The 22,049-nt window shown below is 44.1% G+C and carries 18 protein-coding genes and 1 pseudogene; 4 read left to right on the forward strand and 15 right to left on the reverse strand.

Annotated elements, in window-relative coordinates; genetic code table 11:
• Nucleotides 1-162 precede the first annotated feature (162 nt).
• Entirely contained in the window at nucleotides 163-1,308 is a 1,146-nt protein-coding gene (locus AACX38_RS17855; RefSeq protein WP_099121962.1) for a hypothetical protein, read from the forward strand.
• 103 nt (nucleotides 1,309-1,411) lie between these two features.
• Here the strand turns inward: AACX38_RS17855 and AACX38_RS17860 are convergent, their stop codons facing one another.
• The 10 genes from AACX38_RS17860 to AACX38_RS17905 form a co-directional block, all read right to left on the reverse strand.
• Nucleotides 1,412-1,978, reverse strand: coding sequence for a HutD/Ves family protein (locus AACX38_RS17860; RefSeq protein ID WP_228865096.1), 567 nt, complete (start codon nucleotides 1,976-1,978; stop codon nucleotides 1,412-1,414).
• A gap of 127 nt (nucleotides 1,979-2,105) precedes the next feature.
• Nucleotides 2,106-3,527 carry an aminotransferase-like domain-containing protein gene (locus tag AACX38_RS17865; RefSeq protein ID WP_099125929.1) on the reverse strand — a complete coding sequence of 474 codons (1,422 nt, stop codon included), beginning with the start codon at nucleotides 3,525-3,527 and terminating at the stop codon, nucleotides 2,106-2,108.
• Nucleotides 3,528-3,748: 221 nt separating this feature from the next.
• Nucleotides 3,749-4,495: a maleate cis-trans isomerase family protein gene (locus tag AACX38_RS17870; RefSeq protein ID WP_304957220.1), complete on the reverse strand. Its 747-nt coding sequence runs from the start codon at nucleotides 4,493-4,495 to the stop codon at nucleotides 3,749-3,751.
• Nucleotides 4,492-5,520: a carbon-nitrogen hydrolase family protein gene (locus AACX38_RS17875; RefSeq protein ID WP_099121966.1), complete on the reverse strand. Its 1,029-nt coding sequence runs from the start codon at nucleotides 5,518-5,520 to the stop codon at nucleotides 4,492-4,494. Before AACX38_RS17875 ends, AACX38_RS17870 begins: the two co-directional genes overlap by 4 nt.
• Nucleotides 5,521-5,540: 20 nt before the next feature.
• Nucleotides 5,541-6,452 carry a fumarylacetoacetate hydrolase family protein gene (locus AACX38_RS17880; RefSeq protein WP_099121967.1) on the reverse strand — a complete coding sequence of 304 codons (912 nt, stop codon included), beginning with the start codon at nucleotides 6,450-6,452 and terminating at the stop codon, nucleotides 5,541-5,543.
• A gap of 1 nt (nucleotide 6,453) precedes the next feature.
• The gene (locus AACX38_RS17885) at nucleotides 6,454-7,617 is read right to left on the reverse strand and encodes a cupin domain-containing protein (protein ID WP_228865097.1); all 1,164 of its coding nucleotides are present in this window, start codon (nucleotides 7,615-7,617) and stop codon (nucleotides 6,454-6,456) included.
• 68 nt (nucleotides 7,618-7,685) lie between these two features.
• Nucleotides 7,686-10,019, reverse strand: a complete 2,334-nt coding sequence (locus tag AACX38_RS17890) for a bifunctional salicylyl-CoA 5-hydroxylase/oxidoreductase (RefSeq protein WP_228865098.1) — start codon at nucleotides 10,017-10,019, stop codon at nucleotides 7,686-7,688.
• Between the two features lie 80 nt (nucleotides 10,020-10,099).
• Nucleotides 10,100-10,525, reverse strand: a complete 426-nt coding sequence (locus AACX38_RS17895) for an acyl-CoA thioesterase (protein WP_099121969.1) — start codon at nucleotides 10,523-10,525, stop codon at nucleotides 10,100-10,102.
• Entirely contained in the window at nucleotides 10,512-12,176 is a 1,665-nt protein-coding gene (locus AACX38_RS17900; protein ID WP_228865099.1) for an indolepyruvate oxidoreductase subunit beta family protein, read from the reverse strand. Before AACX38_RS17900 ends, AACX38_RS17895 begins: the two co-directional genes overlap by 14 nt.
• Before the next feature lie 33 nt (nucleotides 12,177-12,209).
• Nucleotides 12,210-14,396 (reverse strand): thiamine pyrophosphate-dependent enzyme, encoded by a 2,187-nt coding sequence (locus AACX38_RS17905; protein ID WP_228865100.1) that lies wholly within the window; start codon nucleotides 14,394-14,396, stop codon nucleotides 12,210-12,212.
• A 630-nt stretch (nucleotides 14,397-15,026) separates the two neighbouring features.
• Here AACX38_RS17905 and AACX38_RS17910 point away from each other — a divergent pair.
• Nucleotides 15,027-16,004: an AraC family transcriptional regulator gene (locus tag AACX38_RS17910; protein ID WP_228865101.1), complete on the forward strand. Its 978-nt coding sequence runs from the start codon at nucleotides 15,027-15,029 to the stop codon at nucleotides 16,002-16,004.
• Nucleotides 16,005-16,053: 49 nt separating this feature from the next.
• Here the strand turns inward: AACX38_RS17910 and AACX38_RS17915 are convergent, their stop codons facing one another.
• The gene (locus AACX38_RS17915) at nucleotides 16,054-16,944 is read right to left on the reverse strand and encodes a radical SAM protein (protein WP_228865102.1); all 891 of its coding nucleotides are present in this window, start codon (nucleotides 16,942-16,944) and stop codon (nucleotides 16,054-16,056) included.
• A gap of 726 nt (nucleotides 16,945-17,670) precedes the next feature.
• On the opposite strand from AACX38_RS17915, the gene AACX38_RS17920 reads away from it, so the two are divergent.
• Nucleotides 17,671-18,624: a DUF1266 domain-containing protein gene (locus AACX38_RS17920; protein ID WP_228865103.1), complete on the forward strand. Its 954-nt coding sequence runs from the start codon at nucleotides 17,671-17,673 to the stop codon at nucleotides 18,622-18,624.
• 154 nt (nucleotides 18,625-18,778) lie between these two features.
• On the opposite strand, the gene AACX38_RS17925 is transcribed toward AACX38_RS17920, so the two are convergent.
• The 3 genes from AACX38_RS17925 to AACX38_RS17935 all read right to left on the reverse strand — a co-directional run bounded on the left by AACX38_RS17925 (nucleotide 18,779) and on the right by AACX38_RS17935 (nucleotide 20,673).
• Nucleotides 18,779-19,549 (reverse strand): hypothetical protein, encoded by a 771-nt coding sequence (locus AACX38_RS17925; protein ID WP_228865104.1) that lies wholly within the window; start codon nucleotides 19,547-19,549, stop codon nucleotides 18,779-18,781.
• A complete protein-coding gene (locus AACX38_RS17930) occupies nucleotides 19,533-20,360 on the reverse strand; it encodes a hypothetical protein (RefSeq protein WP_339385697.1) in 828 nt (275 codons plus the stop codon). The genes AACX38_RS17925 and AACX38_RS17930 overlap by 17 nt, the downstream gene beginning before the upstream one ends.
• Nucleotides 20,361-20,427: 67 nt before the next feature.
• Complete coding sequence (locus AACX38_RS17935; RefSeq protein WP_228865106.1) at nucleotides 20,428-20,673, reverse strand: hypothetical protein; 246 nt, start codon at nucleotides 20,671-20,673, stop codon at nucleotides 20,428-20,430.
• Nucleotides 20,674-20,941: 268 nt separating this feature from the next.
• Between AACX38_RS17935 and AACX38_RS17940 the strand changes: the two genes are divergently transcribed.
• Nucleotides 20,942-21,415 carry a GNAT family N-acetyltransferase gene (locus AACX38_RS17940; protein WP_228865107.1) on the forward strand — a complete coding sequence of 158 codons (474 nt, stop codon included), beginning with the start codon at nucleotides 20,942-20,944 and terminating at the stop codon, nucleotides 21,413-21,415.
• Nucleotides 21,416-21,556: 141 nt separating this feature from the next.
• On the opposite strand, the pseudogene AACX38_RS17945 reads toward AACX38_RS17940, so the two are convergent.
• A pseudogene (locus AACX38_RS17945) lies at nucleotides 21,557-21,795 on the reverse strand (IS1/IS1595 family N-terminal zinc-binding domain-containing protein); the annotation flags it as partial.
• Nucleotides 21,796-22,049: the final 254 nt, after the last annotated feature.

A 22,049-nucleotide genomic window follows, 5' to 3' on the forward strand; every position in this document is an offset into this window, starting at 1 on the left:
CCCAACATTTGATTTTTAATTAAAACACCTTTCACCCCTATAAATAGACGTTATTTTATAATTAAAAAAACAAAGCAACAAAAATAAATATCAAAAACAAGAGTCTACTTAAAAAATATTATTACATGAAAAATTTAATTTTTATTTTCAGGAGGAAACGAAATGACAAACTCACATAAATACAATAGCATCACAAAAAACAAAATAACTGACTTGCCAATTTTTGAAATCCACTTAATTGTAGGTGGCGAACAAGCAAATATATATGCCAACGGGAATATGCAAGCAGGTGTTTATATTAGAATACAAGCAAAGGATGAAGAGGGCAATATAACTCCCTTATCTAAAGAACAATTGAATTTGATTAAACTAATTAACTACAATGACGATAAAGAACTACCAAAATGGTGGTCATACAGTGATATTGAAAATCATTACAACCATACATTTCCTTCAGGGAATGTGATGACTAAAAAAGAGAAAGAATTTAATTTATCATATAGAGAAACAATATCCCATACGTTAAATGAAGATTCTATATATAATCAAAAAAAAACGTATTGGGTTACAACAACAAAAGTTGACCAAATCAGAATAGCAGCAAAAATTACAATTGATGGAAAAACATATTCAACAGATAAAAGTCGTTTTATAAATTACAATTCAAATGATAAAAGATGCGTTGCTATTATTAGTCATCAGTCCATAATTTATCATGCCGATAATCTTATAATACCACCGCCTGAAAAAACCAACACAGGTCTATACGATGCTACTGTAATTACAAAAGAGTATGACACTGAAATTGAGCGGCATACGGAGCATTATAATTGGGAACAATACAATTATTATGTCAGACCTAAACCAGAAGTTGGCGGATTTAAGGTGAAGAGTGTTGAGATTGCTGACACCTATAATGATACCGAAGTCAATGATAATGATTACCACGGTTTCACTCACCGTACAGAATCTCAAAATCTCCATCTCTGCTTTTTATGGGGCACAGAAAAAATAGAAAAGAGAAAGGCAGGGAATCAAACTAGAGAAAAAAAATATAGCCGACCCGATTTCTATGACTCAAAAACTTATATAGCCACTCCGGAAGTCGAGATCCTGACGACACCAAACAACGATACCATTTCTATAAGTAGGCTATACTTTCAGTCACCAGCAGAGGATTTTTGGGAAAATTTTTCCAATAACAAACCCAAATTTAAATTTATTGATGAGTATGGTAATCAATCTCATCAAATAGAAATCGAAATGGAAGATTATCAGAATTTTTATCTGAAAGATTGGAAACCATAGTCATGTTTTGGCATGAAGTGTATATCACACAACCTGTGGCCTGAAATAAAGCAGGTCACAGGTTTTTAATTAAGTAGACTTTCCAGTTGATTCTTTGCTGAGTTTATTCAGCCGGATGTAAATCCACCCATAATAACTGGCTATCAGTGACTAACGGCTTAATCGCACCTTCGCGTATATCATCAGGCAACCACCATGCACCTTGCCCAAAAGCCAGCTGCACATTGTTTGTGCCCGTTATTTCCCAACGCCCTTTCAGGACATAAAGCACACCGCTGTGAGATGTTGGTAATTTGCGCTCATCAGTCACAAAAGAAATTTCAGAAACCCACTCAGAATTACGGGTCATGATATTGAAACACTGAACAGAACCATCCAATAGTTCAGCATTACCCGGAGTATTACCGGAAAAATGGAAGGGAGCTATTTTTTGTACCAGTTCATGCTCAAGGAACCCTGGACTGGTTAAACGAAGCCCCTTACCTTTTAATAATACAATTGAACGATCAATCCCCGGGAAGTGCCCCAATACCCCATTTTTATGGATAGATGTGAAGCAGGCACGCCAGGCAAAATCATCAGCATTCGGCCAACAAACAATATCTCTTACTTCCCCGATGCCCCCAACCCATTGCTCTCTTGGTAACTCTGTATAATCGAAACACTTCATTCTCATGCTCCTATTTTTCCACTGCTTTTATATTTTATTTACACCTAAAGAGGCAATTTATGTCGAATTGTAAACTTCTCAAAGAATTTTATATGTCGCAATAGAAAAACAGTTAAAATGTGACTGATTACCCGTATTCCTTTAACAACATACGGCACAAACTTCCTAATGTTTTCATAGCAGCAGCCTGAGTTTCGTTCCATGCAAACGAAGTATTCAGACGGAAAGCATGATCAAACTGAGAACTGGTAGAAAACATACTGCCGGGCGCAATACTGATATTTTTGGCCAGCGCCAGCTGATACAGCCGCCTGGCATTGAAAGGCGGTTCAAATTCCAGCCAGATAAAATACCCGCCCCGTGTACTATTCACTTTGACGGAATCGGGAAAATATTCACTCACCGCCCGTAGCATCTGAATCTGCCTTTGCTCCAGTTGACGCCGTAGCCGTCGTATATGGTTATCATATCCTCCCTGAGACAAGTATTCAGCAATCGCCAGTTGAGTCGGTATACTGGCTGAAACAGTACTTGTCATCTGGAGTTGCTGAATTTTCAGGGCATGTTTTCCTGCCGCTACCCAGCCAACCCGGTATCCGGGAGCAAGACATTTTGAAAAAGATGAACAATGCATGAAATTATTTTCTTTATCCCATGCCTTGACCGGCATTGGCGAGTTCTGATCAAAATAGAGTTCGCCATAAACATCATCTTCAATTAGAACAATTTCATTTTCATTCAGAATTTCCACCAGCCGTTGTTTGTTTTCTGCCGGCATACTGACGCAAAGCGGGTTCTGGAAGCGGGACATCAACCAACAGGCTTTTATCGGGTATTTTCCTGCCACTTCTTCCAGTACATCTAAATCAATCCCGGTTTTCGGATCCGTTTTGATGGCAATTGCTTTCAGGCGCAAACGTTCAATGGCCTGTAGCGCACCATAAAAAGCCGGTGATTCAATCACTACCCAGTCGCCGGGAGAAGTGACAGACTGAAGGCTGAAACTTAAAGATTCCATTGCGCCTGCAGTGATCACAATTTCATCAGGAGAAACATGCATACCCTGTGAAGCATAACGACGGGAAATATTGCGGCGCAACTGTTCATTTCCCGGAGGTAAGTTCACCAGTGAACTATGGGGGGCAAAACGACGGGCGACAGATGCTAATGTCTTGGCTAATTTGGGCTCCACCAGCAAGGATGGGTCGGGAAAGGCAGAGCCAAAAGGTATGATTCTGGGGTCTTTACATGCCTGTAAAACATCAAAAATTGAGGCGCTTATCTCTACATTTTCGCTCAAATTCAGCCTTTTTCCCCCTTTTGCAGCGGCAAACGGCTTTATCCGGGGAGCGACATAATAGCCTGACTGTGGGCGTGCTACGATCCAGCCCTGACTTTCCAGTAATTGATAGGCCTGCAATACTGTCATCAGGCTCAGCCCTGACGATTTTACCGATTCCCGTAAGGAGGGTAGCCTATCTCCCACCAGCCAGATATTATCTTCTATCTGTTGGCGGATGGTCACTGCCAGTTGCTCGTAGCGTGTCATATACCGGGTCTTCCTTAGAGTGTTATAGGTCATTAACAGAGCATTACCACTATTATACACTTCGTCTTTCAAGTTGCCTCTTTGTTGACAACGCTCGCTCACCCCGGTCACATAGTTGTGCTCAATTCTTGCGATATTTATTTCAATAACAGAATGTTACCTATTCCAATAATGCGTACTCACTTTTCTCAGAGGATTATTTTCATTTCAGAAAACGGTTTTCAAGATAACAATGATCCAAAACCCGGCACGCAGGTATTCAGCCTAAGCTGCTTCAGGAGCATATAGGCTGTCGCTACAGAAGCTGAAATTACAGGTAAGCCCATACGGGCTTCTATCAGAGGCACTGAGGCCAGTGAAGGCATTTGTACACAGGCAGAAGCGACTATCACATCCACATTGCTGTTCAGTTTTTTTGTTATTTCCGCGGGTGCCAGCGGATCCTGACGTCCGACCGCCAGATTATCCGCAATTTCCAGCGAGATACTATCAATGACTTCAATACCTTCATTTTCTATATAATCGATCACCAGCTGCGTTAACGGTTTCATATAGGGTGTCAATATTGAGATCCGTTTTGCCCCTAACGCGTGAAGCCCATCCACCAATGCGCCGGCACTTGTGATCACCGGTGCCGGATATCCGTTTTCTGATGTCCTCAAATGTAAACGTTTTTCAGAAATCCGGTGGTATCCTTTGCCCATACTCATGATTGCCACCAGACAGGCATATCCCAACACATCCACTGAAGCATCTGACAGCTCCAGTGCGCAGCGATCACTGTCTGCATCCATTGCCGCCAGTTCATCTTTGCTGACGGTTTTCATTCTCATACGACTGGAATGGAAGGTAAAACGCTCAGGCGCTACCGTTTCACGGGCACGTAAAATAGCCGGAACTTCTGTTTCCATCGTGGTATTTGAGGAGGGTACAATCAGCCCTACCCGAAAACGACGCTGTTCACTCATGGAATATCCTCCCGGATAGGATTACCCCCATCAACAACTGGATTAAAGTCAGTCTGTTCAGGTTCATCAGTAAATCTGACTGCATTCATAGCACGTCGGCTGACGGCCAGATCGAAAATATCAAAACGATTGTAATGCCCTGTAATATCGTGCATCTGGCGGGGCTGAATACAACGATTCAAGTCAATTTCCGCATAAACAATCCCTCCTTTATCAATCAGAGGAGTGCCAATCACACGCCCATCCGGCCCGATAATTCCCGTAAACGCGCTATTACGACGGGCCAGCAGATGTTTTGCTTCAGGATGGCTGGCAGTCATAGCCTGCACAATTTCTGGCGATATAGTGGAACAGGAAACAATAGTAAAAACTTTGCCTTCAAAGCAATGCGCGGCGGCCCGTAAACGAATGGCTTCTGCCATATCATAATCCGGCGGGGCGACAGGCAGGGAAATGTAACTGGCAACATGCACCAACTCCCCCTGTGATAGCAAAGTAAAACGCGCCAGTGGGTTGGTATTCTCACCACAGGCCAGCACACCCAGCGGGCCAATACTGGTGTTATGTACGGTCAATGAAGAAGCATCACCATTCGCCCATGTCAGTTTTTCTGCCCATGTCGGTACCAGTTTACGATGCCGTCCCAAAATCTTTCCTTCGTCTGAAATGGTCACCAGAGTGTTATAAATTGTCGCAACACCATTGGGATTGCGTTCATTGATGCCAACAACAACATTGATATGATGACGAGCTGCGGCCTGTGCCACTTTGAGGATCTCAGCACCCGGTACTTCAATGGCCGATTTGCACAGCTTTTCAAACCACGGACTACCCTGCACAGGGTTCATGATCCAGTTCCAGTAGGGATAACCGGCAATAAAAACTTCAGGAAAAGCCACCAGACTGGCTCCGTTATTCGCTGCCTCATGAATCAGCCGGCAAACGAGATCAACCGTGGCTTCCGTATCCAGAAAGATGGGAGCAGCCTGTACCGCAGCTGCCTTGAATTTAGGAAGAGTCAGCATGTCAGATTCCTGTATGAGGTTTATACGGCGATGACGGGATGACGCAAGTCCCCGATTTTCTCAAGATGAGCTTCAATAACATCCCCCGGCCATAACCACTCTTGCGGGTTACGCCCTGCCCCTACGCCTGACGGTGTTCCCGTGGCAATAATGTCGCCCGGCTCCAGCACAATACCTTTACTGATATCAGCGATCAGGGCATCGACCTTGAATAACATATGGCGGGTATTGGAATCCTGTTTGGTTACCCCGTTAACTTTCAGGCTCAATGCGAGATCATGCGGGTCGGGGATTTCATCGGCCGTCACAATACAGGGGCCAAAAGGAGCATAAGTATCCTGCCCCTTAGAATAGATCCACTGCCCGGCACGACGGCAGTCACGAGCACTCATATCAATAATCAGGCTATAACCGAAAACATATTTCAGGGCATCAGCTTCCGATACGCCTTTGGCCCGTGTTCCGATGATAACGGCTAATTCCACTTCCCAATCCAGTTGCCGGGTAATTTCACTGTTATGCTCGATGGCATCCCCCGGCCCAATCACCGTAGAAGGAGGTTTGGAGAAGATAACCGGTTCTTTGGGCAGATCTTTTGCCGTATCCAGCGAACGGCTGGATTCTTCAACATGCTCAACATAATTCAGGCCAATGCCGAAAATGTTTTTACGCGGACGGGGAATAGGAGCAAGAATTTTGACATTTTCCAGTGGCCGGATGACACCAACCGGCCATAATCCGTCAAATGAATTCAGCAACATTGCAGTGCTACTGATGGCGAGTGGCCCCAGTTCAATAAAATCCAGCATATTATCCGGTAATGAGCTGCCACTATGAGCCGCCAGTTTTGCCAGATCAACGACATTATTATTAACTATCGCCCCCAATCGAGCCTCAGCCGTTATCTCGGTACGATAAGTAATTAAACGCATTTTATTCTCCCACTCGCTGATGCCCGTGATTCTCATTCAGGGCTTCTTCATAATACAGCTGTAATGCCTGCATCACCGGCAAGTCGCTGAAACAAAACAGGCAGGCATCTTCGGTTTGTGATGTATTCGCATGCTCATGATATTTCCATGAAGGTACACAAAAGATATCCCGTTCCTGCCAGTCGAACCTCTGACCATCAATAATAGAATATCCCGCTCCTTTGGCGACCTGATAGATGAAACTGCCGGTATGCCGATGAGCCTTACCAATAAATCCGGGGCGCAACAGCTGCATACTGGCTCCCAGAGTCGGCATAACATGCCCGCCAGTCAGAGGATTGGTGTAGTACATCAAGATGTCGTCAAACGGTGATCCCCGTGATATGCTGGCATAACGTTGCAGAGCGGCGTAAGTTGGCTTCCATTGATATCTGAATAATGGGGAATAGGGTTTATCCCAGCCCACATTTTGTGGGCGCAAAGCAGGAGCGCCCCACAGCGCCACCGAGGAATCCACCGGTTCAGTCACAGCCTGACGCAGATCAGGGTGAACCTTATAAAACCCGGCTTCCAAAGTATTCACCAAAGGCATATCGAGTCCATCCTGCCAGATGCACGGAGAACCATCAGGCTCAACCCCGTGCTCATGCCAGGTTCCATTGGGTGTCAGCACAAAATCATTCGCTTCCAGCAACATCTTCTGACCATCAACAATCGTATAGGCACCACTTCCTTCCATGATAAAACGCAGAGCCGAAGAAGAATGAGCATGGGCCGAAGCAGACTCTCCCGGTTGCATAGTCTGAAGCCCGGAATAAAGTAAACCGACGGCAGGCCCTTCACCGGATTTACCGGGATTCTCCAGATAGACGACCCGACGACCGGCTTTTTCCGGAGTCACTAGTTCAGCGGATTTAAGAACATGTTCACGTAAGTCACGATAACGCCAGAGTACCGGAACGGAAGTGGATTGAGGTTGCCACGGCTCTATTTTGTTGGCGATTGTCCAGAGTGCTCCTGTGTGATACTTTGCCAGCTCTTTGTAATATGCCAGCAATTCAGGGCTATCGGCGACATTGGCGCGCCCGAGTATATCTTCTCTGTACTGATCGTGGCTTTTTTGCCTATTCTTCTCATACTCCTGCACATTTTCTTGTTGAGACATTAGGTATCTCCTATACGGATAATAACTATCAACGGATAATAACTGTCATTTGAAAATCGGCCTGAAATTCAGAGGATACTCTTCTGGGCAAGCTGGCGTTCCAGTTGCTCTTTGCCGTAAAGGTACGGTTCCGGCCAATTGATGTCTGTCCAGCCATATCTGGCACATTCATGCAGCAGCCATGCGGCATCGGATAAAAATGGGCGGGATAAAGCACACAGATCTGCCCGACCGGAAGCGATAATGCTGTTAATCTGATCGGCATCGGTAATCGCACCCACGGCGATAACAGGTACATTGCCTTCATTACGGATACGATCAGCCATCGGCGTCTGATACATCCGTCCGTAAACGGGTTGTTGTTCAGCGGCAACTTCCCCGGTTGAACAGTCCACCATATCAGCACCCGCCTCATAGAAAGTACGGGCGATGATGACAGCTTCATCAATGGTAGTGCCTCCCTTTATCCAGTCAGTGGCAGAAATACGTACGGATATCGGCAAATCAGCCGGCCAGACACGACGAACAGCGCGCAAAACCGCTAATGGGAAACGCAGCCTGTTTTCCAGCGAACCCCCATATTCATCGTCACGCAGATTGGTGACAGGCGAAATAAAACTGGAAAGCAGATAACCATGAGCTGCCTGAATTTCCAGCCAGTCAAAACCAGCGGTGATAGCTCGGTGAGTTGCTTCAACAAATTGCGAAATAATTTCACTCATTTGTTTCTGAGTCACCGCAGTCGGCACCTGTGAAATGCCATGCAAATAAGGCATGGATGAAGCAGAAACCAGCGGCCAGTTTCCTTCCGGCAAAGGATGATTAACCTGTTCCCAGCCCCGTTGAGTAGAGCCTCGCCTTCCTGAGTGCCCCAGCTGAATGCCTATCCGTGCATCCGTATTCTGATGGATAAAATCGGTGATAGTTTTCCATCCCTGCACTTGTTGCTCATTCCACAAACCGGGGCAGGCAGGCGTTACCCGCGCCTGTGGTGAAATCGCGGTCATTTCGGCAATCACTAACCCCGCGCCTCCCAAAGCTCTGCTGCCAAGATGAATCTGATGGAATGCACCCGGAATACCTTCCACTGCCTTGTACAGCAGTGTTGGCGAAACCACGACTCTGTTTTTCAGCCTAATCCCCCGAACCTGATAAGGCGTCAGTATGGGAGGGATCAGCGGGGAAGATTGATCAGGCTGCCGATTGAACCAATATTCATAGTTTTCCAGCCATGATTTATCCCGCAGCCTCAGGTTTTCATGGGAAATACGCTGCGAGCGGGTAAGTAAAGAATAGGCAAACTGCTCTGGCGGAAAATCTTCATAACGGGCCACATTTTCAAACCATTCTGTGGAATTACGCGCCGCATTCTGGATTTTCAGCACTTCCACGCTACGCACTTTCTGGTAATGAGCCAGCCCTACCGATAAACTCCCCTTATTGGCTTTCAGGCTGTTGGCAAGTTCAATGGCATCCTCCAATGCCAGTTTGGTACCGGAACCAATTGAAAAATGCGCGGTATGGGCCGCATCGCCCATCAATACAATCGGTACATTTTTGCCATTATCACCTTCTGGTTTAATCCAGTGTACCCAGTGGTTACAGAGGATCCGGGGGAAACGGATCCAAATTGCAGCCCCGCGTAAATGGGTCGCATTGGAGATCAGGCCATGCCCATCCAGCCATTGGGCAAAGATACTTTCACAATACGCGATGCCCTCCTCCTGCGACATTTTGTCAATCCCTGCAGCCAGCCACGTATCTTCCGTTGTTTCAACAATGAATGTGGATAACCCTTCCTGAAACTGGTAAGCATGAGCCTGAAACCAGCCATGTTCTGTTTCAGCAAACAAAAAGGTAAAAGCATCAAATACCCGATGGGTTCCCAGCCAGACAAACCGGCAATGACGCTGTTCAATATCAGGCCAGAAATCTTCAGCATGTCGGTTACGGATTTGGCTGTTGATCCCATCAGATGCAATCAGCAAATCAGCATGGTATTGGCGGGATACTACCTGCTCATCCTGAACCTGCGTTTCAAATACCAGCTCGACTCCCAGTTCCTGACAACGATCCTGAAGAATATTCAGTAATTTTTTACGGCCAATCCCAATAAAGCCATGACCACCGCTGCTGTTTACGGTTCCTTTGAAATGGATATCGATATTTTCCCAGCGGCTGAATGCAGCACTAATAGATTTGGCAGATACCGGATCAGCCATACTCAGGTTTTCCAGTGTGGCATCTGAGAATACGACTCCCCAACCAAAAGTATCATAGGGGCGATTGCGCTCAATCACGACAACACGGTTATCAGGATTTTGTAACTTCATCAGCAAACCGAAATATAAACCCGCAGGCCCGCCGCCAATACACACGATGTTCATATTTTTTTTGTTCATGCTGGTTCTCCTGTCACACCTCTTATGGGCACGGGTTAAGGCATGGTGATTGGATGAATGGTTATTGGATGAATGACTGGTTAGATAATTAATGGCTGGTTAATTAATGGATAATAAAATTCATCGGGTATGGGTATTGCCTGATGCGTATCCAGTGAGGTCGTGACATAAGTCTGAATTGCACTCATCCTTAATTCGCCTTCCTGACTGAAACAGCGCTGGCGTAGCTTGAGTGATTTTTTACCAATCTCTTCAACATTCAGTTCCAGCCAGACTTTATCGCCCATTTTGCTGATCGCCTTAAACTCCGCTTCCAGATGTACTGTTGGCAAGCCGAAACGGTGCTTAGCAATGTAAGCGGCATATCCCTCTGGCGTTAGCTCATCGAACCAGTCTTCCAGTAAGTTGTTGAACATCACAAAATATTGGGGATAAAAAACAATTCCCGCCGGATCACATTCAGAAAACCGAATTTTGTGAGACTGTACAAATTTATGCAGGCTCATTACTGACTCCTCCTCCGTTCTTTTTCAGGATGCTAGTTTCAAGATACTGCTGATATTCATGCAACTGACGTCCATCCTCATCGGCCAGTGCGGCTTCACGTAATTGTCTCAAATTGTGTGCCGACAGCTTCTTCCGATGGCAATCGACAAAGTTCATCAAAGTCTGAAAATTTTTCAGCCCACGGGAGTACGTATCACCATATCCCTTCAGCAGTTGCTGACACTTCACAACTTCCACAGCCAGTGCCGGATCATGTTTTGCTGCTGCCACGACTCGTCGTAGCCAGTTGTCAATTCCTGCTGTTTCACGTTGAAAACGCAGGGTACGGCGGCGTATCCGACGTAAACCCGCCAGCATGTAAAGCAGTAAATATCCCCATATTGAGCTGGTCTTAATGACGTAACCGCGACTGAACAGCTTTGTCAGTATCCGGTTTATAGTGTGAGGACGGGATAACCAGCGGCCAAAACCGGCGGGTAAGGTGTCACAGATTTCTTCTGTTCTGGGATGCAGAAATTCATTAATTTCGACGAGCTGATACCTGTTTGCCCGTACATCCTGATGAACCCGTTTGAAACGGCTGGCACGGGTTTTCAGATCAGCCACCCGGATGATGTCTTCGTAAGTCATCCAGAGTGCCAGATGACGAGCCGCTTCACGCAGTAACTGTTGATTACTCTCTCCAACCTGACTGACCAAATGTTGCAGCCGATCAAGATATAAACTGGCATATTCCGGATCCTGATAATCTATCAATCGTCTGACAGCTTTGAGCGCCATTTTATGGATACAGGGAGGTAGATTTTCCTCAATACGTAATAAAAGCGCGTTCACATCATTATTATTAATGGGCTTGTTATTAATGGAATGGCCATTGTTCGAACGGCTATGTTTAACAAAAGTGTCATGTCCGGCATCGTTTTTATGCGCCGAATCACTGTGCCCGGAATGGTGATTACAGCCAGCAGGTTGCCCACCGGAAAGGGCTGCCTGTGCCCGGCTCAGTCCCAGACCAAATGCCTGTAAACTGGGTTTTATCCCGACTCCGCTCCTGATAATCGCCTGTTCAAACTGAATACTGCTGAATGGCAGGAGGCCTGTGCCACAGAGTGCTCCAAACAGGACAGAACTCATGACGCTGCCACACTTTTCCGCCATCTGCGCCATATCAAAATGGATAAAACAGCGGGCTGCCTGCTGTGACTGTCGGATTAACCGACGACTATCCACCCGTCCATCACCCATTGCTGATTTTTCTTGCATAGTGAAAGCCCGATGCGTTGAGGCGATCAGCGTTGTGCGATCCGGAGTCACAAAACCGCGCTGGACTGCACGTCCGGCTTCCATTAATTCAGAAGCCAGCACAATATCCACATCACCGGCAGTCGGCATTAATGCCAGTACCGGAGCCGGCGCATCGGGATCGTCCGAACCGGGGAACAGTTCAACGTAATATATTGTAGCTCCCGTCCGTTGCGCGACACCGGGTACTGAGGTCGTCTGAGCAAAGTAGCCATATGCTTCGGCCAGACTGACAATCCAGTCAGCCAGCACACCGCCTCCCTCACCTCCCATTGCCAGAATGGCAATTTTGATTGGCTGGGTTTTCATTTTCATCATCAACGAATTCATGGATGGCGATACCAACATGGTTTCCCCCTCAGGGATGACAACGACAGTTTGTTAAACCTTATCTTGTTCACGACGCCTTATATCCCGGCGTTGCAGATAATGGATGAAACGTTTGCGAATACGGTACAGCAGCCGCTCACAACGGGAGGGATTAGTCACAATTCTGGCTCTGAAAAAAGAGGGGCATAGCACAGCCGCATGGGCAATTTCCCCGCACAATCCACATCCCACGCAACTGTTCAATACAGTGACTACAGGGTCAGTACGTAACGGATCAGGGTTTGTCTTAATGGAAAGGGAAGGACAGCCGGACAGACGAATACAGGAGTGATCGCCTGTGCAGGTATCAGGGTCAACGCCAAAACGCTCATGTACCACTCTTCGCCCAGCTGCCAGCACTTCTTTGTTTTCTTTTTTTATCCGGCGCTGTTTATTCAGCATACATTCACTTTGCGCAACCAAGACTTTCGGACCCTGTTCTTTGGTTGTCAGGGCTTCCCGTAAAGTTTTGATCATGTGTTTGAGATCATAGGTACGCCTGATTGTGCGTACCCATTTCACCCCGACCCCTTTAACGGCTTTTTCGATGCCATGCCCTGTACTGCGACTGGCATTAAAGGCAGCTGAAGATGGAATATCCTGCCCGCCAGTGGCAGAGGTATAGCTGTTATCCACAATAACGGTCAGATTATCGCTACGGTTAAAAACACTATTGGCAATACCACTCGTCAAACCGTTATGCCAGAACCCGCCATCCCCCATCACGGAAATTGCCCGCTTATCTGAGGCTGACGCACTCAGTGCTGAAGCACTGGCTGTACCTAATCCATACCCCATTGTGGTATTACCCAGATTAAATGGCGGCAGAATAGCAAACAGATGGCAGCCAATATCCGCACTAATATGGTGTTGCCCCAATTCCCGTTCCAACAGTTTCATCGCAGTAAAAATCGGGCGTTCCGGGCAACCGGTACAAAAACCGGGAGGGCGGGCATGAACCGCATTGCCTGATGTTTCATTTCTTGCATCCGTGCCTTCCGTTTCTCCACCCGGTAAAGTCACTGATGGGATTTGCACCTGACAGGCAGCAGCCGGCACTTTAGCTTCAATCCGGTCATAACGCTCCAGAAAAGCACGAATTCCTGCCAATACCGTGGCTGTATCATATTCCCCTGCCATTGGCAGTAGATCCTTACCGTGTAACCGAACCGAAATATCGTGCTGATGCAGGATACTGGCGACATTCTGTTCGACAAAATTGGGTTGCCCCTCTTCCAGTACCAGAATTGCCCGTTTACCGTGGCAAAAACGTGCAAATTCCTCATCAATTAATGGGTAAGCCACATTCATCACATACAGTGGAATAGAACTTTCACCAAATACATCTGCCAGCCCCAGTAAATTCAACGCCCGGATCACGGTGTTATAACAACCTCCCTGTAAAGCAATGCCGATATCATCCGCCCCTTCAGCAAAGAACTCATTCAACGCATGCTGCTGAATAAAACGCACGGCGGCAGGCCAGCGTTCCTGAGTTTTCTCTTTTTCATGCAAAAAACTGGCTGGCGGCAGAACAATACGGTTGAGGTCACGGGTCGGGTTTTCCAGAGCATCTTCAACCCTGAACATTGGTAACTGGTTATCAGCACAGACAAACCGCCCATGTACATGGCAAGCACGAATACGCATCTGCAACATAACCGGTGTATGGCTGGCTTCCGACAACTCAAAACCCATCTTCACCGCCTTTACAATCGATGGCAGATTAGGGCGTGGATCAAGCAACCAAATCTGTGATTTCATTGCAAATGCGTGGCTGCGTTCCTGCATAATTGAGGAACCCTCACCATAATCTTCACCCACTATGATCAAGGCTCCCCCTAAAACACCACCAGATGCCAGATTTGCCAACGCATCAGAAGCAACATTTGTCCCTACTGTTGCCTTGAATGTCACAGCACCACGTAATGGATAGTTAACTGAGGCAGACAGTGTGGCAGCGGCAGTGGCTTCACTGGCGCTGTTTTCAAAACGAATACCATATTCAGACAGGATATCCTGTGCGTCAGCCAGAACATCCATCAAATGAGAAATGGGTGCTCCCTGATAACCAGCAACATAGGCAACACCGGATTCCAGCAGCGCTTTTGTAACAGCGAGTATGCCTTCTCCGCTGAAAACTTCGCCTTGCTTCAATCTTAACTTTTCCACTTCCTTCACGAAGGATCGTTCTGCCATGTCCACCTCGCATTTTATGCATCTTTTTTAATGCCACTGGATTTCGAATTACATCGCGGCAACAGAGGAATAACTTCCCGGTAGATAACCGTATATTGATAAAAATGGTGACCGGAGTGACTTAAGTGCAACCAATAAATAAGTTCAGGCAACTAGAAAGACGGGTATATGTAGTAGTAGGAGTATGGAGAATATGAACTAATGATCAATACATGAACTGTCATGCATTGATCATTTATGCAGTAGCCGGATAGGTCATGCAAAGAATGGATATACGCTTCGTCTTTCAGTTTTCAATCACGAAATACAACCACTACAGCAGGTAGCCACTACAGCAGGTATAGAGATATTGGCTATGAATTATCGCCATGAACACTGAAATATCCATTCATGAATATATTCACGATGATATAGCTTCCATTTAGAAAAAATGTGGATACTGCTTATCAGAACATTGTATATACCTTATTAATTTCAGGAGTTAGTCAAAACTACGGCCTGAGAAACGACGGGTATGACGTTATGAGGTTTCTGATAATGACGAGCAATCCGTGGCACAACTATTACGTTGATAATAAATACGTTGATAATAAAAGCTCCGATTCAAGGTGTACGGACTCCAGATGTGCTGTGTCTGCGATTGAGTCTCACCTCAGTTCTCCGGAACATCTGCTTTTTTCGTCCCGTGATCTTGATGAAACAAGATCAATGGTCGGGCGGGTGATGAAGCCCCATCAGCTTAATATACTGGGTAGCAGCCGAAAACTGAATGCCAGAATGCACTACATCCCTTTTGGGGATTTTTCCATCAGCCGCCTGCATTATGGCGCAAATGTTGAAATTACGCCGGGTGCGCTGGATTCCTTTTTTCTTATCCAAATGCCGTTATCAGGCTGTGCCTCGATTGAAAGTGGCAGCCAGTATATTGACTCAACCCCGAATCTGGCCTCCGTGCTCAGCCCGGATCAACATACTGCCATGCGCTGGAATGCTGATAACGATCAGTTTATGGTGAGAATTTCCCGCTCATTACTGGAACGAACTCTTGTCGGGCAATTGGGGCATCCTTTGGATCAACCATTGATATTTGAACTGGGATTCGAATGGCAACGATGCCAGACATGGCGCTGCCTGATGCTCTATCTGCTTGAATGTATAGTTCAGGTGCCAGATATCCTGCAATATAAGCTCATTACTACTCAGATTGAACAATTACTTTCTGTCACCCTGCTTTCCGCACATCAACATAATTACAGTGGTGATCCCGCTAACCACAGAGGTTCTATCCGGCCACGGCATGTGCGGCGGGTACAGGAATATTTGCAGGCTCACGCCCACGAGCCCATTACCGCTGAACAACTGGCTCAGGTCGCGGGAGTCAGTCTACGCAGCCTTTATTCCGGTTTCAGGGAGTTTCTGGATATCAGCCCGATGCAGTATTTACGCAATCTGCGTCTGGAACATGTCCGTACAGAGCTACTGGCGGGGGAAGCAAGCAATGTTACAGGAGTTGCCCTGCGTTGGGGATTTGCGCATATGGGGCGATTCAGCGCTGAATATAAAGCGCGTTATGGCGAGACACCGAGTGAAAGTTTGCGCCGCGGATAAATACTGATAGCGGCCCAGAATGTGATGACTCCAGGCCATAAATTAAAGGTTACATAATTCGATATTTACTGCGGATATCCCTGATTTGAGATTTAAGTTGTCCACAGCCACCCAGAATTTCCGTACCATCACTTTTATCTGATATGCAGCGGAAACCAGCTTCAGTAAGTGCTTTTGCAAAAGATGGCATTTCTTCGGATGGATTCAGTATAATCCCATCTATGCTGCTGACTTCGTTCAGGTATTTCAGCTTAATAATAAAGGTGTCTTTATCCACCAAGTCTTTTAACCGGACCAAATCTTCCTGCGAGTCGTTTATTCCCTCCAACATCAGGTAATTAACGATGACAGGAACGCCGGTATTTTGATGGTAGGTTGCAAAATATTCAAGCAGATCTTTAGTGCTGAATTTTGCTTTTGACGGGATCAACATATCACGTTGTTCATCCGTGGTCGCATGGAGAGAAATGGAAATAGTATCCAGAGGAAGGTCATAAAGTTTATCTGCGGTATGGCGAATACCAACCGAAGTCAGTGTAACCCGATTAGCCAGTGATTGGCTTTTAAATTCAGTAACTGCTCCGCTGATCTCTTTCAGATTCAGCATCGGCTCACCCATACCAGCAAACAGAATCGTATTGAGTTCCTGATTATCTCCCAGTGCTCCGGAATCTAATAAATGTTCACGACATAATAAGACCTGTTGCACTATTTGTTCTGTCGTCATATTCCCCAATGATTTCTGTCTGCCAGTTTCGCAGAATACACAGCCAACAGCACAACCATATTGGCTGGAAATACAAAGATAAGGCAAATGTTGTTCGGTATGCTTAAAGAACGTAGATTCAACACTTTTTCTTAAGTCTGAATCACTGGCTGACAATAAATATTTTTTAGAGCCGTTGTCTGACTCCACCACTTCACTAATTCTCATCTTCATACCTTCTCAATCTTTTCAACACGGTAGCGCATGTCAGAGACCCTGCATATTTTCGTATTGGATAAAGTCAGATCAGATTGCATGACATCCTGATGTCTTAACCGGATCAATGAATAATTTTTTGAATTTCGTTCAGTTAAAGTGTGGAAAAATAACAAACATGACTACCCAATCATTTTTCGGGATCATCGTTGTCGCGGGAAAAATAGGTTGTTTTGGCTACTGTGTTTTGTAAAGGCCACTGTTTTTTAAAGGTCACTCAAGAATCTTGGCATTGATTCTGTGGGCTATTGATACCAGGACGTACTAACTCAGAAATTCTGGCCTTAGCTACTGCTTAAATTGGGCGAAGAGATACAACGCATTAATCACAATCAGTATTTCTGTTTTAGCACAACCGAATGCAGCATAATATCATTCAGGACTTTTCGGAAGGATTTTATGACAAAAATTCCATTTTATATCGGTAGATAATTCCATTAATCTGATTATTAAAGGTTTTTATTCCCAAACCACGCTTGTAACGTTAATTCCACTCAAATCTATCACCCTGCCCTCATAATGAATGACAGGGATGAGCCGGCAATCCACTTAATGGCGTGCTGGGGATTTCTGGGTTTGACGAAAAAGAGATGCTGAGCTGATTTTTAACCTATTTATTTTTGCCATTCATTAAAAACCATTTATTATCAATGCGTTTTTACCTCATATTAAAGGGAGATTTTTATGCATTGGTTAGGATGGATACCCATTGGTCTCTTGTCGGTATATTTATTGTATCAGGGTCTTATACGGCTTTTAGTGGTTTTTATCATGAGATATGGCATAAAAATAATTCCGAAAGATGCCGAAAAAACCTTACAAAAAGAGAATGAAAAACGGGCGCGGGGTGAGATCCTCCCCTTATCCCATGAAGACTGGGGGATGATGGTCATTGCGCCTCAGGCACTATTTGACGGGAAGAGTTGCACGGATTATTCACCTAAGGGTGACACCGACAGTGGATTCGACCTAATCTATGGAGTAAAAAACAGACAGGATTTAATCCATGAACTATTTCGTTTAATCACCGGACAGGATGAAGGACATGTTTTATTCCATGAAGCACGGGAGAAAGTGATTGGCTTACCTGAAAAGGAATTTAAAAAAGCTCTGAAAGAAATCAGACGGCGTAACGTCTCTCAGGAGGAGAAAAAGGCATTTATCTGGCAATACAAAGTGCTGTATCACAATATCAATGAGGCGCAAAGCCTGAAATATTTCCCGACTGACTATCATACCTTCATCGAACATTGTTTAGTCGGTTGCAGACTGAAATACATCACCGAAACCGAAGCCAAAGCGTGGGCAAACATGTTAGCCCCGTTTTTTCGTGAGACGTTCAATGGATGGGGTGATGTATGGCACAGCTACGTCATGAATTGCTGGTTTTTTATCGGATATGATAAAATATTTAAGCAGATAGAACCGACCTATCGAGCCATTATCAACGTATTATTAAAAGAAATGTGCAGCCCGATTAATACAATTAAATGGGATGCCCCGCTTCCCTCCGTTGAGACGTTTTCATTTGCCGAAGCCGTGGCAGGCTTAAACTTGAAAAATCAGAGCGGTAGGATAATGGACGTTGATGAAGTAAATAACATCATCAGAAAACACCTGAATATGGCGGGTTCGTAAATCATCAAAAAGACAGAAAACCAATAACAGGAGCACCGTGCCCCTGTTATTATTTCTGCTGCTCAGGCCACATCAGCCTGATAGGAATGAAAAATCAAACATCTTCAATAACGATAGGTATAAGCTTTTCTTGCTTCATTTGAACTACATCAGTCTATTTGCTGTTTCTGGATTCAAGAATACGCATTAATTTATCAAAGTCTGGTGTTACATCACCATTGTATATTATTGTTCCGTCAGGATACGTCATTGATGTATCTGCATCCTGATTTTTTCCTCCATTCCAATAAGATAAAAAGTTTTTTTCATATAAGACATTAAGATGAATTTTTCGACCATTATTCATTTTATATGTCATAACATCATATTTCCCTACCAAATAAAATGATTGTCTATGTCCCCCTAAAAACCGCTCTCTTAGTAAAGGAAATAGAGTAACTTCTTCATTTAAATTACCTGTTTTTTTTATATATCCACCATCAAATTCTTGTGGTGCATTACCATCAATCACAAATGTCGTTTTAAATCCAAAATTATTGTCAATAAGCGGCGCAATTGTTGATGTATCTTTCAGCTTCACTTCGAAAGTAATATTACTCAGTTTCCAGTCACACTTCCCGCCTCCCTCCTTAGGGATACTGACCTCCACTTGATTTGGCTGACCGATTGATAGAGGGTAGGTGGCACGATGAAAACCCGGAACAGAATACGATTTCATATTCGCGGTTCGGCGTTCTTTGCGGCAAATTTTAGAGCGGTACATGGCTGAAATAGGTAAGGCATCCAACTCATCAGGCATAGTGGCCGTAAAATGAACAGCCTCTCCATTCATCGGTGGAGAGAATGAGTCGTTTTGTGCGCATCCTTGTAGGAAAAATAATGTAATTAGGGAAGATAATACGCGTTTATTACAGAGGAATTTCATGGGTGCTTTCCTTATACCGCTCAAGAGCGTGTTTCAATAATTCATCTTGGTTAACATCTTGTTTAAAAACATCGTGCAGTTTATTTTCGAGTGCCATAAAAGTAGTGTTACGTTTTGCACTTAGTGGAGAGGCATCTTGATGATGTATTAATTCATCAAATTTCTCTTTTGAAGCTATTAGCTTACGCGTTTTCGTTGGCGCTAAGAAACTGAGCAATTGATTATTTATAATGGCTTGATATTTACTGCCCATAAAGTGGTCTGTTGCCGTCGTCATAATCGTATCCAAATCAGGATTATTCCATTGTGGGAATATTTCATCGATAACAGACTTATCTCCCTTTAATGAGTCCACATATTCCTGTTGTGCATTCTCTAGTCCTTTATCTAATGAATTAGCTAGGCTCGGAACTAAATAAAACTTATAGATGCCATTCATACGCCAGGCTTTTTTGCCCGTAAAACCGATGCCATTCTTACTTGGAATTCTTTCTTCACCCATTTGCCTCGCCTGAAAGAAGCTCACGGTATTCCCTTGGTGATAATATACTTCACCCATCTCGGGGAGATATTTTTGTATTGGAATGGTTGGTAATGTGGCCAAAGTCCAGCTAAAGCCAAAAATGGTTCCTAGCGACCCATAAACTTCAAATAGCCAGTTATCCATATTGGTATCAAATGGCACACTCGTTACAGTATCAGCATCATTGACATGTCGGAAATGATTCAGTGATGTTAAGGCTTTAACGACACTTACAGTGAGGACTCTCGGCATTCCATACGTATATCTGAAAAGTAAAGCGTAATCCACTTTTAGCCACCGCCAGCCCATTCATTATATTCATCATGTTTTGCTCCTTGTCATGATTGTTTAACAGTTACATCTCCATTCGTGCCCCATAGACTTCTTTGAATTCCCAGAGAATTTTTTGATTTGGAGTAAATACATCCAGCTTGACAAAGGTGGACTGGCTGACAAAACAGGCACTCGCCTCATGGATTAACCGGCAGAAGCGGTACATTTCCCCCGGATCAGTATAACAATCAGGGTTCAGGGTCAGTGACAGCAGATGCCCTCGGATAGGATAACCCAGCTTCAGCCGGTCGATCAGGCTCTCTTCCACCTGCATAATGCCGTCGATATGTCGCTGGATATTGGAGGTGAAATTTATTTTTATTAAATTATCTGATAATGAGATATTTTTTTGAAAATTTAAATACTTTACGATGTTAAGCTTCTTGATTATTGTATTTTATTCTGATTGAAAATTTAACTGATGATTTTCTTCAGGCTGTCTGTTAGTGTATTTACACATTAATACAATATTGGTTACATTAGTTTTACATGGTGTGCTGGGAATTTTTCGATTGCTGAAATAAACGGAGAACTGCATGATGACGCTAAGGAATTGTTACAAAGAAGAAATTATTTTATATTGCGATATTTTCATTGAAGAATATAGCAATGACTTAATAAAAAACCATCAACTAAATCGGCAGCAAGCTTATAATAAAGCTGATAACATTATTAAATCATCATTTCCTGATTATCAACCTGAGAAAAACAATTCATTATACATTATTAATAAAAGCTTTTCAGAACAATCATGCAATATAGGGTATATTTGGATTTTAGAAACACCGGAAGAGAAATCCATATTTATTATGGACTTTTATATATTACAGGAATATAGAAATAAAAAGCTTGGTCTTGAATCACTGCAGAAATTGATGTCAGAGATTGAAATATTTGGTATTAAATCGGTCAACCTACGAGTCGAACCTGATAATATAGCCGCAATTCGGTTATATGAAAAAATTGGATTTTATGCTACAGGTATCAATATGTCTCGAAAAACCAACTGAAAGGACTTTAATAATACATTTCAGAGAAATGAAGATATTAATAGTGAATATACTTCCTGAAGTTAAATGGTTTTATTAATGGCACAGTGTTTATGTTAAAACGAAGAGCATGAATCTGGGAGGGTCTATAAAGCTAAAGACCACGAGAGCATTAATACTGATATGCAAGTCGCTGATAGTATCACGGATACCCAGATTGTTTCAGCGACTTGTTCTTTAATTCGGGCTTGACAGGCTCGATAAGAATAATCAAGCTGAAAAGTATGGTTACAGCATAAACAACGATAGCGCTGGTGACCACTCTTGCTGATACCGTGTTTTTTAACGTCCTTTGTTTGCGTTTGGTGATAAAACCAACACCTTACTTCCAGTGAGGCCATGTATATTATTTTGCAAAGATAAGCATAATAGATAAAGAGCAACACTCTGAATACGTGATTTTTTTCAGAAACAGGATGAATCCGACGAGTACACGAACAGGGAAATATTTAGTGTGGCATCAATAATTTTACCGATGTATTGATACCAAGTTTATATTAAAATATTAGATTTAATTAATTTCACTATTTTAATTGTGATTAACATCACAATTAAGAGACAAATAATAAGTTACAGAATAATGAGAGTATAATTA

Origin of the sequence: Xenorhabdus sp. PB30.3 (assembly GCF_963895965.1) — a bacterium.
GTDB classification, from domain to species: domain Bacteria; phylum Pseudomonadota; class Gammaproteobacteria; order Enterobacterales; family Enterobacteriaceae; genus Xenorhabdus; species Xenorhabdus stockiae.

What these genes read in the sequence shown, in the direction of transcription:
- AACX38_RS17915 (WP_228865102.1), bottom strand. Translation starts at nt 16,944, where the DNA reads ATGAAGATGAGAATTAGTGAAGTGGTGGAGTCAGACAACGGCTCTAAA.
- AACX38_RS17885 (WP_228865097.1), bottom strand. Translation starts at nt 7,617, where the DNA reads ATGTCTCAACAAGAAAATGTGCAGGAGTATGAGAAGAATAGGCAAAAA.
- AACX38_RS17920 (WP_228865103.1), top strand. Translation starts at nt 17,671, where the DNA reads ATGCATTGGTTAGGATGGATACCCATTGGTCTCTTGTCGGTATATTTA.
- AACX38_RS17905 (WP_228865100.1), bottom strand. Translation starts at nt 14,396, where the DNA reads ATGGCAGAACGATCCTTCGTGAAGGAAGTGGAAAAGTTAAGATTGAAG.
- AACX38_RS17855 (WP_099121962.1), top strand. Translation starts at nt 163, where the DNA reads ATGACAAACTCACATAAATACAATAGCATCACAAAAAACAAAATAACT.
- AACX38_RS17875 (WP_099121966.1), bottom strand. Translation starts at nt 5,520, where the DNA reads ATGCTGACTCTTCCTAAATTCAAGGCAGCTGCGGTACAGGCTGCTCCC.
- AACX38_RS17890 (WP_228865098.1), bottom strand. Translation starts at nt 10,019, where the DNA reads ATGAACAAAAAAAATATGAACATCGTGTGTATTGGCGGCGGGCCTGCG.
- AACX38_RS17880 (WP_099121967.1), bottom strand. Translation starts at nt 6,452, where the DNA reads ATGCGTTTAATTACTTATCGTACCGAGATAACGGCTGAGGCTCGATTG.
- AACX38_RS17860 (WP_228865096.1), bottom strand. Translation starts at nt 1,978, where the DNA reads ATGAAGTGTTTCGATTATACAGAGTTACCAAGAGAGCAATGGGTTGGG.
- AACX38_RS17940 (WP_228865107.1), top strand. Translation starts at nt 20,942, where the DNA reads ATGATGACGCTAAGGAATTGTTACAAAGAAGAAATTATTTTATATTGC.
- AACX38_RS17870 (WP_304957220.1), bottom strand. Translation starts at nt 4,495, where the DNA reads ATGAGTGAACAGCGTCGTTTTCGGGTAGGGCTGATTGTACCCTCCTCA.
- AACX38_RS17900 (WP_228865099.1), bottom strand. Translation starts at nt 12,176, where the DNA reads ATGTTGGTATCGCCATCCATGAATTCGTTGATGATGAAAATGAAAACC.
- AACX38_RS17925 (WP_228865104.1), bottom strand. Translation starts at nt 19,549, where the DNA reads ATGAAATTCCTCTGTAATAAACGCGTATTATCTTCCCTAATTACATTA.
- AACX38_RS17865 (WP_099125929.1), bottom strand. Translation starts at nt 3,527, where the DNA reads ATGACACGCTACGAGCAACTGGCAGTGACCATCCGCCAACAGATAGAA.
- AACX38_RS17895 (WP_099121969.1), bottom strand. Translation starts at nt 10,525, where the DNA reads ATGAGCCTGCATAAATTTGTACAGTCTCACAAAATTCGGTTTTCTGAA.